At 69.4% G+C, this 14268-nt stretch carries 15 protein-coding genes and 1 tRNA gene; 11 read left to right on the top strand and 5 right to left on the bottom strand.

Annotated elements, in window-relative coordinates; genetic code table 11:
* Positions 1 to 287: 287 nt before the first annotated feature.
* Positions 288 to 1280: a galactofuranose ABC transporter, permease protein YjfF gene (gene yjfF, locus Acor_RS15805; RefSeq protein ID WP_308805655.1), complete on the top strand. Its 993-nt coding sequence runs from the start codon at positions 288 to 290 to the stop codon at positions 1278 to 1280.
* Here the strand turns inward: yjfF and Acor_RS15800 are convergent.
* Positions 1234 to 2376: an NAD(P)-binding protein gene (locus tag Acor_RS15800; protein WP_246238679.1), complete on the bottom strand. Its 1143-nt coding sequence runs from the start codon at positions 2374 to 2376 to the stop codon at positions 1234 to 1236. The two genes, yjfF and Acor_RS15800, sit on opposite strands and share 47 nt — an antisense overlap.
* On the opposite strand from Acor_RS15800, the gene Acor_RS45445 reads away from it, so the two are divergent.
* Positions 2317 to 2448, top strand: coding sequence for a hypothetical protein (locus tag Acor_RS45445; protein WP_281353231.1), 132 nt, complete (start codon positions 2317 to 2319; stop codon positions 2446 to 2448). The genes Acor_RS15800 and Acor_RS45445 overlap by 60 nt on opposite strands.
* An 82-nt stretch (positions 2449 to 2530) precedes the next feature.
* On the opposite strand, the gene Acor_RS15795 is transcribed toward Acor_RS45445, so the two are convergent.
* Positions 2531 to 2695: a hypothetical protein gene (locus Acor_RS15795; protein WP_155337397.1), complete on the bottom strand. Its 165-nt coding sequence runs from the start codon at positions 2693 to 2695 to the stop codon at positions 2531 to 2533.
* A 42-nt stretch (positions 2696 to 2737) separates the two neighbouring features.
* Positions 2738 to 3634: an RNA polymerase sigma factor SigJ gene (gene sigJ, locus Acor_RS15790; protein WP_155337396.1), complete on the bottom strand. Its 897-nt coding sequence runs from the start codon at positions 3632 to 3634 to the stop codon at positions 2738 to 2740.
* A 90-nt stretch (positions 3635 to 3724) separates the two neighbouring features.
* Between sigJ and Acor_RS15785 the strand changes: the two genes are divergently transcribed.
* The 7 genes from Acor_RS15785 (at position 3725) to Acor_RS15755 (ending at position 10234) form a co-directional block, all read left to right on the top strand.
* Positions 3725 to 3797, top strand: a tRNA-Ala gene (locus Acor_RS15785).
* 454 nt (positions 3798 to 4251) lie between these two features.
* Complete coding sequence (locus tag Acor_RS15780; protein WP_155337395.1) at positions 4252 to 4818, top strand: SH3 domain-containing protein; 567 nt, start codon at positions 4252 to 4254, stop codon at positions 4816 to 4818.
* 136 nt (positions 4819 to 4954) lie between these two features.
* A complete protein-coding gene (locus Acor_RS15775) occupies positions 4955 to 5704 on the top strand; it encodes a glycerophosphodiester phosphodiesterase (protein ID WP_170316952.1) in 750 nt (249 codons plus the stop codon).
* A 142-nt stretch (positions 5705 to 5846) separates the two neighbouring features.
* Positions 5847 to 6959 (top strand): hypothetical protein, encoded by a 1113-nt coding sequence (locus Acor_RS15770; protein ID WP_155337393.1) that lies wholly within the window; start codon positions 5847 to 5849, stop codon positions 6957 to 6959.
* Between the two features lie 84 nt (positions 6960 to 7043).
* Positions 7044 to 7880: an SCO6745 family protein gene (locus Acor_RS15765; protein ID WP_155337392.1), complete on the top strand. Its 837-nt coding sequence runs from the start codon at positions 7044 to 7046 to the stop codon at positions 7878 to 7880.
* Positions 7881 to 8106: 226 nt separating this feature from the next.
* On the top strand, positions 8107 to 8772 hold the full coding sequence (locus Acor_RS15760) for a class I SAM-dependent methyltransferase (RefSeq protein WP_155337391.1): 666 nt from the start codon (positions 8107 to 8109) through the stop codon (positions 8770 to 8772).
* 46 nt (positions 8773 to 8818) lie between these two features.
* On the top strand, positions 8819 to 10234 hold the full coding sequence (locus Acor_RS15755) for an ATP-binding SpoIIE family protein phosphatase (RefSeq protein WP_155337390.1): 1416 nt from the start codon (positions 8819 to 8821) through the stop codon (positions 10232 to 10234).
* On the opposite strand, the gene Acor_RS15750 is transcribed toward Acor_RS15755, so the two are convergent.
* On the bottom strand, positions 10231 to 11319 hold the full coding sequence (locus Acor_RS15750; RefSeq protein WP_155337389.1) for a phosphotransferase: 1089 nt from the start codon (positions 11317 to 11319) through the stop codon (positions 10231 to 10233). The two genes, Acor_RS15755 and Acor_RS15750, sit on opposite strands and share 4 nt — an antisense overlap.
* A gap of 13 nt (positions 11320 to 11332) precedes the next feature.
* Positions 11333 to 12280 carry a helix-turn-helix domain-containing protein gene (locus tag Acor_RS15745; RefSeq protein ID WP_155337388.1) on the bottom strand — a complete coding sequence of 316 codons (948 nt, stop codon included), beginning with the start codon at positions 12278 to 12280 and terminating at the stop codon, positions 11333 to 11335.
* Positions 12281 to 12373: 93 nt separating this feature from the next.
* Between Acor_RS15745 and Acor_RS15740 the strand changes: the two genes are divergently transcribed.
* Both Acor_RS15740 and Acor_RS15735 read left to right on the top strand, forming a co-directional pair.
* Entirely contained in the window at positions 12374 to 12796 is a 423-nt protein-coding gene (locus Acor_RS15740) for a rhodanese-like domain-containing protein (protein ID WP_155337387.1), read from the top strand.
* 103 nt (positions 12797 to 12899) lie between these two features.
* Positions 12900 to 14268 (top strand): vWA domain-containing protein (locus Acor_RS15735; protein ID WP_155337452.1); only part of this gene is annotated, 1369 nt, incomplete at its 3' end.

The following is a 14268-nucleotide window of genomic DNA, read 5'->3' as shown; positions in this document are numbered from 1 at the left end:
CGGTTCCTGGGGCTGGAGGTGCCGTCGCGGGTAAGGGTGGCGCTGAGCCCGGCGGTGGGCAGGGGCCAGGGGCGGGCGGGGCCGAGGGTGAGCGCGGCTCGTCCGGAGGAGTGGATTCCGGGCGTGCGTCGGGTGGGGCCGAATCTGGCCACGGGTCCGGCGCAGCCGAGCTTGGCGGAGGGAATGTCGGGGCCGAGTCGGGGGCGGCCGAGCGCGAAGGCGAACTGGGTGGTGCCGAGCGGGAGCGTGGGCTGGGTGGGGCCGAGCGCGAGCGTCCCAAAGGGCGGGTGGGTGGAGAGAACCACTTGAAGCTGGGCGTGGCGCGGGTTGTTCGGCGGGAGTATTTGCCGGTTCTGGTGACGCTGGCGTTGTTTGTTGTGTTGTTTGGGACTGGGTCGGCGGTTTATCCGGCGTTCGGGTCGGGGCAGGTTGTCATTGATCTGTTCATTGACAATGGGTTCTTGCTCGTTGCGGCGATCGGTATGACGTTCGTCATTCTCACCGGTGGGATCGACCTTTCGGTGGGAGCGGTGATCGCGCTGTCAGCGATGTTGTCGGCTTCGCTGGTCGAGCACGTCGGGTGGTTATGCATTCCCATCGTGATGGGCGTCGGAGCGGCGCTCGGGTTCGCGATGGGGTATGTGATCCATCATTTTGAGATCCAGCCGTTCATCGCCACTCTGGCCGGCATGTTCCTGGCCCGCGGCCTCTGCTTCGTGATCAGCATCGACCAGATCTCGATCAAGCATCCGCTCTTCGCCGAGTGGCCGCACATCCCGATCCAGCTCCCCGGGGACATGTTCGTCAAACCGACCGTGTTCGTCGCGCTGGCCGTGCTCGGCCTGGCGTTCTGGGGGCTGCACTACACCCGGTTCGGCCGGGGCGTCTACGCGATCGGCGGCAACGCGCAGTCCGCGCTGCTGATGGGCCTACCCGTCGCCCGTACCAAGATCGGCGCGTATGTTGTGAGCGGGACCTGTTCGGCGCTGGCCGGAATCCTGTTCGCCACCTACACCCTGTCGGGCACCGGCGTGCACGCGGTCGGCATGGAACTCGACGCGATCGCCGCCGTCGTCATCGGCGGCACCCTGCTGACCGGAGGCTCCGGATATGTCCTCGGCACCCTGCTGGGCGTGCTCCTCCTCGGATCGATTCAGACGCTGATCCGATTCGAGGGCACGCTCAGCTCCTGGTGGATCAAGATCGTCACAGGCGTGCTGCTGTTCGTCTTCATCATCCTGCAGCGGGCGATCTCCGCGAGGAAGTCGCCGAACGGGTGACGGCTGCCAGCGCGTGCCCGGCGGCGATCAGCGCGCTGTGCATCGCCACCTCACTGAGCAGGCCGGGGGCGGCAACGCTGTCCCCGGCCAACCAGACGCCGTCGCCGCGCTCGATGGCCGGCCGATCCCGCCAGCTCGTGCCCGGCAGGTCGAGCGCGCCGGTCCGCCCGTTGGCCAGCGCGTCCCGCCGCCAGGTGACCCGGTCCCGCCACCCGGGCAGCCCGAGGTCGGCGATCCGCTCCAGCCGTACCAGCGCGTCGGCTTTGGACTCTGACGGGCGCATCGGCAGCTGGAGCTGGACCAGGCTCTCCCCGTCCGGCGCCAGCGTCGGGTCGGGGGAGGAGTAGCGCTCCAGGAAGCCGCCCTCGTCCAGGTCGGAGAGGAGGAACAGGTCGCGCTCGTCCCGCCGTACGCCGAGATCGAGGAGGACGGCCCGGCCGCTCTCCCAGCGCAGCGAGTCGTCGGCGAGCAGCACGCGGGCGGCGTCGAGCGAGGTCGCGACGATGGTGGGCCCCGCCGGCAGCGCGTCGGCCCGGCTCCCGGTCTCGATGCGGACGCCCAGCTCACGGGCGTGCGCGGCCATCCGGTCGATGACCCGGCCCCAGCCGCCGACGACATACCTGGGCGAGGGGAACTTCGGCGCGAGCGCCCGCCGGAACCGCTCCCACACGAACCCGGCCGACAGCCGCCCCGGATCTGCGTCGTACGTGACGACTCCCAGCGCCCCCGCCACCGCATCGGTGGCGTCGACGCCCAGCCGCCTGACCCCCCACGACCGGAAGTCCTCCGCCACCGGCGCCGTCAGCCCCCGCTTCGCGATCGCCACCAGCAACGGCCGAGGCACCCACGCCTTCACTTTCCCGTCATGCCGGACTCGCGCCCTCCGCCCCTCACGAAGGCCCAGCCGCCGATACGGCTGCACCAGCCCCCGCCGGGCAAGCCACCGAAACGGCTCCCCATCCGAGTAGAAGACGTGAGTCCCATCATTCGCGACGTACGGCTCCGCCGACGACCGCGCCCGCCCTCCGAGCGCCCGGTGCCCTTCGAGAAGGACGACCCGCGCACCTTCTTCCGCACAGGCGATGGCAGCCGTCAGCCCGGCAAGCCCGCCTCCGATTACGGTGATTTCATCCATGCCCCCTGGACGCAACCCATCCTCAAAACGTGACATCAACCGATCCGGCGACGTCACCGGGACCGAGAGGTGACGCCAACCCGTCCAGCGACGTCACCGGGACCGTGATTCACCTTCAGAACGTGACATCAACTCGTTCAGCGATGTCACGAGAAACCGCGATCCACCCTTCGGTGCGCGCCGTCTGCTCAGGCGTCGGCACGCTGACCAGACCCAGCGCCGCCGCCCGCGCCGTAACTACGTCATCGGAAGTACGGCAAACCAGCTCGACCGCGCCCAACCAGGGCGCGGTCCCCAGTCGCCAGATCGACCCCGACCGTGATCACTCACTCACGATATGCGCGAGCTTCTCGGGATTGGCCAGCAAGTAGATGGTTTCGATCCTTCCGTCCACGACCAGCAACGAGATCACTGTGAAGGCCGTACCTCCCGTGGAAGCCACGATCGCCGGTCCGCCGTTCACTTCCGAGATCTCCAGGTCGAACGCGGTGTCCGGCGGCATCCCCGCGTGGGCGAGGAAGGCCGCGACCCCTTCTGGGCGGGTGACCGCGAGCAGGAAACGGCACACGTGATCGACGCCAACCAGCATCCGTCGTGGTGCCCGCGCTTTTCCGCCGCTGTCCGAGACCAGGGTCACGTCCTTGGCCAGCAGTTCCATCAGCGCCCGCAGGTCGCCGCCCGTACAGGCGCCGATGAACCGCTCGGTGACCTCCCGCCGCTCCCGCCGATCGACGTCGAAGCGTGGCCGCCGCTCCCGCACATGCTCCCGGGCCCGCCGCGCCAGCTGCCGCACCGCGGGTTCCGCGCGCCCGATCGTCTCCCCGATCTCCGCGTGCGAGAACCCGAAGACCTCCCGCAGCACGAACACGGCCCGCTCCAACGGCGACAAGGTCTCCAGCACCACCAGCATCGCCAGCTCGACGCTGTCCGCCAGCTCGGCCCGCTCCGCCACCTCCGGCCCCGTGCTCACCGGCTCGGGCAGCCAATCCCCCACATACGACTCCCGCCGCACCTTCAACCGCCGGAGCCGATCGATCGCCAGATTCGTCGTCACCCGCACCAGAAACGCCCGCGCATCCGCCACCTCCCCCCGCTCCACCTCGGACCACCGCACCCACGCCTCCTGCACGATGTCCTCGGCGTCCGCCGCACTCCCCAGGATCCGGTACGCCACCCCGACCAGAACCGACCGATGCTCCAGAAACGCCTCCACACCCATGACCCTCCAGACGCACCGCACCGACCCGATGTGACATTCCTACGGTTACCTCTTCACCCCCGAGGTCCGATACACTCACACACACCGCAAGGGGCTATAGCGCAGCTGGTAGCGCACCTCCATGGCATGGAGGGGGTCTGGGGTTCGAATCCCCATAGCTCCACTCAGGGCCGTTCTTGAGACGGTTCGATTGAAGTTGACCGGGATCCCGTCTGATCTTGCTGATCGGGCGGGATTTTGTCGTTTCAGGGGATTCCGAGCTCGGTTCTGCCTGGTTTGGGCCTTGCTGTGTAGGTTGCGGAAGGCCCGGGTGGTGTCAGGCCGCTTGTCCACTTCGCTGGACGTAACCCCGCTGCCCGGCGTCGATCTCCGCCCGGCCCGAGGCCGTGGTCCTGCTGAACGTGATCAATGCCGCGCAGCGGCTGGCTTCACCCTGGATGAGGTCGTCGCTCTGACCGCCACGGCCAGAGTAAAGAATGATTGAGCAATCGTTCCCGTGTGTAAGCGTAAAGTAATCGGATATCTACTTTCCGTAAGCATCGCAGGTCAAGGGCCTCGAACTTGACCTCACCCGCTGGCCTTCAGGCCGCGGGACATGCAGAGGAAGGGACGACATCATGACCCTCGCCGAGCGGATCACCCCCGCGCTCACCGTGTGCGCCACCATCGGCTGGCTGCTGGGCACCGGCCTGCCCGCCCAGGCCGCCGCCCGCACCGCCGACAGCTCTGCCAGCAGCTTCGCCCCGGTCTGCACGCACCAGGTCACCGGCGTGCGGGCGGGCAGCCAACTCGACGTCTACTCCGGTGCCGGATGGCAGTTTCCCCGGATCGGCACGCTGACGGCCGACGGGCGCACATCCGGAGATTGCACCCCGGTCAACGGCTGGACCAAAGTCAAGGCCTCCAACGGCAAGGCCGGCTGGGTGCCGGCGGTGAACCTGTACAAGACGAGCCCTCCTAACCTGGCCTGCACCTACCGGCTCACGCACGTGCGGACCGCCAGCTACCTCAACGTCCGTTCCGGCGCCGGGCTGCGCTTCCGCCCGATCGGCAGGCTGACGGTGGCCGGCGGGGCCGCGTCCGGTGAGTGCGCGCCGGTCAAGGGCTGGATCAAGGTGAAGGCCTCCAACGGAAAGGTCGGCTGGTCTTCGGCCAAGTATCTGCGCAAAGTGAGCGGGAAGTAACCACCGCCGGACGACGCTCATGACTCTGCTTGCCCGCCTCCGGCCGCTGCCGGCCGGAGGCGGGTCACCCGCTCCGCAGGCTGCGCCTGCGGTCGTTCGGGGAGTGTTGGCGATCTCCTCGCTGGCGCCTCTCCTGTTGAGCTCGAGCGCCGTTGCGCACGACCTCGCCCAAGCTGCGCCGGCGACCTGTACGGTGCCCGGCCTGATATCCCATCGGGGCTACCCGGCCGCCACGGGAACGGAGAACACCCTGCCGGCGTTCCAGCGCGCCCTGGAGGCGGGTTCCGACCGCGTCGAACTGGATGTGCGATTCACCAAGGATCACCGCCCGGTGCTGATGCACGACGCCACGGTCAACCGCACCACCACGGCGACCGGCCGGGTCGCCGACATGACACTGGCACAGTTCCGCGCGCTGCGAACCGCCGACGGCCGGCACCCGCCGACCCTCGGCCAAGCCCTGCGGTTGCTGCGGGGCAAGACCGAGGAGACCCTGGTAGAGCTGAAGCAGGTGCCCGACGCGGCCGACCGGCGCTCTCTGCAGGACCTCTACCGGCGGCTGTCGGCCTCGACCTGGGCGAGCCTGACCTCGTTCTCTCCCTCGGCGCTGCGCGCCGTGCGTTCCATCCCGGCCCGCAAGGGCCTGCTGTCGGTATCCGCACCCCGAGTCGCGCTGGCCAAGGAGTTCTCCTTCGTCGCAGTCCGTTACGACAATCTGAGCCGTGCGCGGGTCCGCGAATACCGCGCGGCGGACGCGACGATCTACGCCTGGACTCCCAACAACCCCAGCGCGTGGCAACGCCTGGGCGACTACGGCGTGCACCGGATCGTCACCGACCAGACTCCCGCCTACCTGGCCTGGGCCGCACAAGGCTGCCGGTCGTGAACCCACTACCAAGCATGTCCGTACGTCGCCGGAAAATGGCATTTGTAGGCTTTGTTCCATTCTTGACCGATTCTCTGGAACTCGCCGTGAAAAGAGCGGGACAAACGAGATCATTTGCTGTGAAGTCCGGGAAGCTTGGCATATGAGCCCCTTTATCGGCCGGGCCGCGGCGGCCTTCCTCGTTCTGGCGGCAGCCGTCATGGTGCCTTCGCCCGTGCTGGCTGCGGATCCGGTCCTGCAAAGTCATCCGCTGCCGGAACTCCGGCCCAAGGCGGCGCTTCTGGATCTGGCCGCGCCGGAGCAGAATCAGATCTGGATCGTCGGGTATCAGGCGCTCAAGCCTGGCTATCCCGGCAATCCCGTGGTCCATCGCTGGAACGGCAGACGGTGGGCCGGGTTCACGATTCCCAACTTCTCCAGTCGGGGTGTTCTCAGCAGCGTGAATGCCACCACCGGTGGTGAGGTGTGGATCGGTGGCACCAAGAACGGCGCGGCCTATATGGCTCACCTCGTCAACGGCGCGTTCGTGCAGGTCCCGGCACCTCCCGGGCTGACGTCGGCCGCGCCTGAGCACACCCCTTCGGGGCTGTGGGTTCCTGGGATCCGCACGCAGCCCGGCGCGAGCACGATCTGGCGGCTGGAGGGCACTGCGTGGGTGCCGCACTCCATGCCGATGCAGCGGGTTCTGGCCCTCAAGGGCATCTCCGCCGAGGCGTGGGCGGTGGGTAACGCCCCGGGCGAGGATGACTCGGTCCCCGGGGTTGCGCACTACACCGGGTCGGCCTGGGAGAACGTTCCCTACCCGGCCCCGTTCAGCGAGGGGTCCACGCTGGAGGACGTCCTTCCGCGTACCTCCGATGACATCTGGGTCGTCGGCACCAACTACACGCGGGGGGAACCCCGGCCTACCGAGCCCCTGCTGAGCCGCTACGACGGCAGTACGTGGACCACGGTGGCGCTTCCGCCCGAGATCATCGGCCTGCAGTCGATCGCGCAGGACGCCTCCGGCAAGGTCTGGATCTCGGCTCTGGCGCTCTCGCCCGCGGAGGGCGCGCAGCAGCGGCCGGTGGTCATCGGCACGTCTCCCGACTCCATCGCCTGGACTGTCCAGGAGGTTCCCAGCTCTGGCGAGTTCGCCGTCCATCATGAGGGGCGGGACAACTTGGGCATCGAACTCACCACCTCGCGCCTCTGGCTTCTGTCGGATATCTATCCCGCCGGGCCCGCGCTGTTCACGGGGTCGCTGCTGCCGTAGGGCGATGTTGAGGATCCCGGGCCGGAGATTGACGGTCCGGGTGTCGCCGAATAATGTTCGGTCACCTTGGGTTGGAGGGCTGGGATGGCTTCGGTTGGGGCGGCGCGGCAGGCTTGGCGGCGGCTGGAGCCGTTGCACGCGATGGTCTACTTCGTGCCGGAGGCGCCGGAGCGGTATCGGGCCCTGGGAGTCGAGGATCGGCAGGCGGGTTATTTCGCTTCCCGGGTGGCGGCTATGGGGGCCGTCCCGGCCGAGGTGGTCATAGCCACATTTTTCAACTTCTGTCCTGACCTGGTACGGGAGGGCATTCCCGCGGTCTGGGATGTGGTGACGCCGGAGAAACTGCTGGAAGCACGCCTGGACGCGGCGGGGGCCGCATTACGGAGGGCCGGATTCCACGAGTATCCGGAGTTGCCGGAGACGCTGGAATTGGCGACTCGGGCAGCCCTGGAGGCTTGCCGGCACGTGCAGGGACGCGCGCTGTTCGCCGCGCACGCGGCACTGCCGTGGCCGGATGAGCCGCTGCTGCGGTTGTGGCACGCGCAGACCCTGCTGCGGGAGTACCGGGGCGACGGGCACATCGCCGCCCTCGTGACCGAAGGACTCACCGGACTCGAAGCCCTCGTCCTCTACGCGGCGACCACCAAAGGCATGGTGGACCTGCTCAGAGCCACCCGCGGCTGGCCCAGGGAGGTCTGGGCGGCGGCCGAGGAGGATCTTCGCGCCCGCGGACTGCTCGGCGACGGGCTCACCCTGACCGAGCGCGGGCAGGCGTTCCGCCAGGGCATCGAGGACCGGACGGATGTGCTGGCGTTCCCGGCGTATGCCGTACTGGACGATCAGGAATGTGAGCGGCTGGCCGAGCTGGCTCGGGTTTTCGGGCGGGCCGTCGTCGGAGCGGGGCTACTGAACTTCGGTTAAGTTGGCGCCACCCTGTCGGCTGTCCCGGAAAATGATGGGAAAGTAGTGCACAGTAGCAAAGTTGCCGCTTGACGGTGAACTTGACTGTCCAATTCCGGCAAGTTGCCGGTAATCTCCCACGTCGCGGCCCGGAAACGACGAATTTACGCCGATATATCTTGACTTGTGTACGATGTGCCCCTATCTAAGAGTGGGCAGATGACGGCTGATCACAATGGCGGCATAGATGACAACTGAATCCGAGTCCGGAAGCTCCCGCGAGGAGTACCGTGCGCTGCAGGCTGAGGCCTTCAACCGTATCGGCTCCCGCTACGACGACGCGTTCCCGCACAAGGAAGGCCAGATCGCGGCAGGTGAGTGGCTGATCAAACAGCTCCAGCCGGGCGCCCGCGTCCTGGACGTGGGCTGCGGCACGGGCTCGCCCACCTCGCAGCAGTTCGCCGAGGCCGGTTGCGAGGTGGTCGGGATCGACATCTCGCCGGTCATGCTCGACATCGCGCGCAAGAACGTCCCCGAGGGCACCTTCCTCGAACGCGACATCACCGAGCTGGACGACTCGCTCGGCCGGTTCGACGCGGTCGTCGCCTTCTTCGTGCTGCTCATGCTGCCGCGCGAGCAGATCGCGACCGCGCTCAAGAGGATCCACGACGTGCTCGTCCCGGGCGGCGTGCTCGCGCTGAGCATGGTCGAGATCGACCTGGACGACGTGCCCTTCCAGTTCCTCGGCGCCCCCGTACGGGTGACCGGTTACCTCCGGGACGACCTGCGCGCCGTCATCGAGGAGGCCGGGTTCACCGTCGTGCTGGAGACCGACATCTCCTACGCCCCGGCCACCACCCAGGCGCCGCCGGAGATCCAGCTGTTCCTCAACTGCCGCCGTAACCAGTTCTGAGCCGAGGAAGCCCGTGTCATGGGACGGGGAGACTCTGTATGAGGCCATGCGCGCGATCGGGGACAGCCTCGATCCCGAGCAGGCCACCCGGTTGTGGTGCGAGGCCGCCGTACCGTGGCTGGCCGACGCCGCCGCCGTCTACCTGGACGGCGGCGCGCTGCACCGGATCGACCCGCGCGGGCGGCTGCCCGCGCGGTGGGCCGAGGACGACAGCCTGCTCAAACCGGCCGTGACGGCCGGTGGCGTGCTGGTGGTCCCGCTTCGCGCGTACGGCAAGGCGATCGGCTGGGCCGTGCTCGCGCGGGAGCGTGAACGCCCGCCGTTCGACCAGGCGGATCTGCACTTGGCGGGGCAGCTCGGGGTGCCCGCGGCGCTGACCATCTACCACGGCCGGTTGCACCGGCAGCAGCTGGAGACGGTGGAGACGCTGCAGCGGGGGATGCGTCCCGGACGCCCGCCGGAGTTACCCGGGCTGGAGATCGCCTTCCGCTACCAGCCGGCCGCCGCCAGGGTCGGGGGTGACTGGTTCGACGTGATCCCGCTGCCGGGCAGCCGGGTGGCTCTGGTCGTGGGGGACGTCATGGGCCACGGCCTGGACGCGGCGGCGATCATGGGGCAGCTGCGCACCGCCGTACAGACCCTGGCTTCGCTTGATCTGCCCGCCGAGCAGGTGCTGCACTCGCTGGACGAGATGGCCCAGCGGCTGGCCGCGCAGACCATCACCACCTGCGTCTACTGCGTGTACGACCCGGTGCTGCGGCGGTGCACGATCGCCAGCGCCGGGCATCTCCCGCCGATTCTGGTCGCCTCGGACGGCAAGGCCGAGGTGCTCGCGCCGCCGAGTTGCGCGCCGATCGGGCTGGGGCGCACCCCCTTCGAGACCACCGAGATCGCCGCCCAGGACGGCAGCATGCTGGTGCTCTACACCGACGGGCTGGTGGAGGAGCGCGGCGAGGACATCCTGGTGGGGGTGGAGCGGCTGCGCCGCCGGCTGTCGGACGGCGAGCCGATCGAGGACCTGTGCGACAGCCTGATCCCGGACGGGCACGGCGACGACGTGACTCTGCTGGCGATCCGGTTCAAGGGCATCCCCAGCCAGGACGTGGCGCAGTGGATGCTGGAGCCGCAGGTGACCACGCCGGGGCGGGTGCGCGGGCTGGTGGGGCGGACGCTGGAGAGCTGGGGGCTCGGCCATCTGGTCCCGGCCGCGCAGCTGCTCGCCTCCGAACTGGTCACCAACGCGGTGCGCACCACCCCGCGGCCGATCACGATCCGGCTGCTGCGCACCGATGTGCTGCTCTGTGAGGTCAGCGACGACGATCACCGGATGCCGGTGCTGCGCGAGCCCGGCGGGCTGGACGAGGAGGGGCGCGGGCTCTATCTGGTCAGCCAGCTGTCGGCGCGGTGGGGGACCAGCCGGGTGGCGGGCGGGAAGACCGTGTGGTTCTCGCTGGCGATCTAGGCCAGGTGCGGCCGTACGTGCCGGGTGAAGAGTTCGACGGCGAAGCGCGCCAGGCCGATCCGTTTGCGGAACAGGTCGGCCAGTTCGGGGGTCGGGTCCTCGCCCAGGCGTTCCACCGGGATGGCGGTGAACAGGGAGCGCACGAGCAGCGCGCCGATGTATCCGAAGCTCGCGTCGGTGCCGATCGCGTCTGAGTACGCCGTGAGGATCGTCTCGTGGATCGCGGGCAGGTCCTCCGGTTCGGTGACGCCGTCGTGGGATTGGCCCACCAGGAGTTGGCCGAGGTCGAAGCCGATGCCGGTGGGGCAGCCCCAGCTCCAGTCGATCGCCACGAACTCGGCCGATCCGTCCATCGGGACCAGCAGGTTGGCGGGGCTGGCGTCGCCGTGGCAGCGGGTGAACGGGAGGCGGTCAAGTCCTGCGAGCAGGGCCGGGAAATACTCGGCGACGGTCAGCAGGTCCGCGCGCAGCGGGTCGTCAGGGCCGGGGAGCAGCGGATGCCGCCAGGTCGCCGGGTCGGCCAGCGTCGGGATGAAGAGGTGCAGCGTCGGGCCCTGGTACACCGCGTGCAGGCCGAGGTTCGTGCCAGGCGCGGCCGGCCGGCTTGCCGCCAGCTCGCCGAGCAGCCTGGCCGCGGTGCGATACCGATCCAGGTCCCAGGGTTTGGCGCAGGCGTCGACGTCCTCCATCCAGGCGACCAGGCGGTCGTCGCCCAGATCGTCGAGATGGTAGAGCCGGGGCAGGCGCAGACCCTCCGGCAGCGGCTCGTCCGCCAGGTAGGCGTCCACGTCGGTGCGCCACGGGAAGCCCGCGATGAAATCGTCCTGGAGCTCTTTCGGCACCGTGTCCAGGCCGGGCCAGTGTTTGACGGAGTGGATGGACTTGACCACGAACGACCACGTCCGGCCGGTCGTGGTGGTGCCGCGCACGCGGGAGAGCCCGGCGGTCGACAGCATGCCGGTCGGGTGGTGGATCGGTTCGACCCGCTGTTCGGCGATTTCCGCCTCCGGGGCGCCGAGGCTGGTTCGTACGAGATCCGTCAGGTCCATGACCTGATCCTGGCGGGCGGTTCGGTGGGCTCGCATGAGTAGGGCGTACTCAAATACTGCGGCTGAACGTCCGCCGGTAGGACGACGGCGAGGTGTGCATCGCGCGGCCGAAGTGGTGCCGGAACGTCACCGGGCTCTCGAAGCCGACCGCCTGGGCGACCTCCTCGACCGGGACCGACGTCCCTTCGAGCAGGGCCAGGCTCGCGGCGACGCGCTGCGCGATCACCCAGCGGAGCGGGCTGGTGCCGGTCTTGCGGTGGAAGTGGCGCAGGAACGAGCGCGGCGACATGGCCGCCCGCCGGGCCAGCGCGGCCACGGTGATCGGCTGGGCCAGGTTGGCGAGCGCCCACTCCATCGCCCGGCTGATCGAGTCGTCGTCGGTGACGGTGATCGGGGCCTCGATGAACTGGGCCTGGCCGCCCTCCCGGTGCGGCGGGATCACCAGCCGGCGGGCGACCGCGTTGGCGATCGACGGGCCGTGGTCCTTGCGGATGAGGTGCAGCATGAGGTCGAGTCCGGCGGCGCTGCCGGCGCTGGTGAGGATGTCGCCGTCGTCGACGTACAGGACGTCGGGGGTGACCCGGATGGTGGGGAAGCGGAGTTGGAGCTGGTCGGCGTACTTCCAGTGGGTGGTGGCCGGGCGGCCGTCCAGCAGTCCGGCGGCGGCCAGCACGAACGCGCCCGAGCAGATGGCGACCATCCGGGCGCCCCTGCCGTGCGCGGCCCGGAGGGCGTCGCGGAGCGCCGGCGTGATGGCGTCGCCGAGGCGGGGCACGGCCGGGATGATCACGGTTTCAGCGTCTTCGAGGGCTTCCAGGCCGTGCTCCGTGCGCATGGTGAATCCGCCGACGACGCGCAGCGCTCCGGTGGTCTCCGAGCAGACCCGCAGGTCGTACCAGGGCACGTTCAGTTCTGGCCGGGGCAGCCCGAAGATCTCGACCACGCAGCCGAGCTCGAAGGGCGCCATGCCATCGAAGGCGACGACGGATACCCGCATGGCTGGATATTAGCGGTATAGGGCATTCACGCCACTCGTTGGTAACGGCGTCAGCCGCGAGGATCGTCGCAACCCCTTCAGATCGGAGCCGACATGTCGCGCAATTCCACGGCCGTGACCCACTTCGCCGGCCGGCTCGCCTTCGAGACCGACCCCTCCGACGTGGCCGACGACCTCGGGAACGTGGTCCTGATCGACACGCGCAGCCGCCAATCCTGGGACGCCGGCCACGCCGCCGGCGCCCGGCACCTGCCCACCCGCGAGATCGCCGGCCGGGCGCGCCAGGAGATCGACCCCGCCGCGAACGTCGTCGTCTACTGCTGGGGCCCCGGCTGCAACGGCGCCACCAAGGCCGCGCTCGAATTCGCCAGACTCGGCTACCGGGTCAAGGAGATGATCGGCGGCTTCGAATACTGGGCCCGCGAAGGATTCCCGATCGAACGCGCCGACGGCACCGTCGAACGACTCCCCGCCGACCCGCTCGCCGCGCCGCCCGGCGTCGCCTGCGCCTGCTAGTAACGCGGCGGGTACGGTTTGCCGTCGCTTGAGTGACGGGCTCGGCGCGATCACCTCAGGGCGTCGTCGTACGGGAAGAGCACCATTCCTATGGAGGCGACCAATGAGAGCACGACCGTACGCCCTCGTCCTCGCGATCTCCGCTCTGCTGCTCGCCGCCTGCGGCGGGTCCAGCGACAACACCACGGCGCCCAACCCGGTGCAGCGCCCGCCCGACCCGCTGGCCGGGGCGGCCCAGGAGCAGCCCGCGCAGCGGGACACGCTCACCGACCAGGTGTCCACCTTCGCGCTCGACGTGGACACGGCCTCGTACGCGTACGCCCGCCGCCTCATCCAGGACGGGCGGCTGCCCGAGCCCGGCCAGGTCAGGACCGAAGAGTTCGTCAACGCGTTCGCGCAGGACTATCCGCAGCCGGCCGACAACGGCTTCGCCGTACACGCCGACGGGGCGCGGACGCCCGGCGGTGAGGCGCTGATCCGGATCGGCCTGCAGACCCGGGCCACCGACAGCAGCGCGCGCCGCCCCGCCAACCTCACCTTCGTCGTGGACGTCTCCGGCTCGATGAACGAGCCGGGCAGGCTCGACCTGGTCCGCGACGCCATGCACACCCTCGTCGACCAGCTCATGCCCGGCGACCAGGTCGCCATCGTGCCGTTCAGCACCACCGCGGAACTGCTCATCCCGATGACCCCCGTCGCCGAACGCTCCGGCCTGCACGCCGCCATCGACCGCCTCGCCGTGGACGGCTCGACCAACCTGGAAGACGGGCTGATCACCGGCTACCAGGAGGCGTCCCGGTCGTTCCGCTCCGTCGCCACCAACCGCGTCATCCTGCTCTCCGACGGCCTCGCCAACACCGGCTCCACCTCCTGGCAGACCATCCTCGACCGGGTCGCCGAACACGCCGCCAAGCAGATCACCCTGCTCTCCGTCGGCGTCGGCCGCGACTACGGCGACGACCTGATGGAACAGCTCGCCGACAACGGCGACGGCGCCGCCATCTACGTCAGCTCCCTCGAACAGGCGCGCAAAGCCTTCGTCGAACAGCTCCCCGCCACCCTCGACCTGCGCGCCCGCGACGCCAAAGCCCAGGTCGTCTTCAACCCCGGCGTCGTCGAGACCTACCACCTGCTCGGCTACGAGAACCGCGCCCTCGCCCCCGAAGAGTTCCGCGACGACTCCCGCGACGGCGGCGAGATCGGCCCCGGTCACTCGGTCACCGCTCTCTACCGCGTCCGCCTGCGCACTGGCGCCGCCGGCCAGCTCGCCACCGTGACCGTCCGCTGGCAGGACCCCGACACCCGCCGCCCCGCGGAGACCACCCACTCCCTCGACAGCGCCACCCTCGCCGCCGACCTCTGGACCGCCACCTCCCCCCGCTTCCAGATCGACGTCCTGGCCGCCGCCTTCGCCGAATACCTCCGCACCCGCCAGCCCCTCCCCGGCGTCACCCCCGACGACCTCGCCTCCC

This window comes from Acrocarpospora corrugata (genome assembly GCF_009687845.1).
Lineage (GTDB): Bacteria > Actinomycetota > Actinomycetes > Streptosporangiales > Streptosporangiaceae > Acrocarpospora > Acrocarpospora corrugata.
The sequence above is the reverse complement of the archived record's forward strand: the minus strand, read 5'-3'. Positions and strand labels throughout refer to the sequence as shown.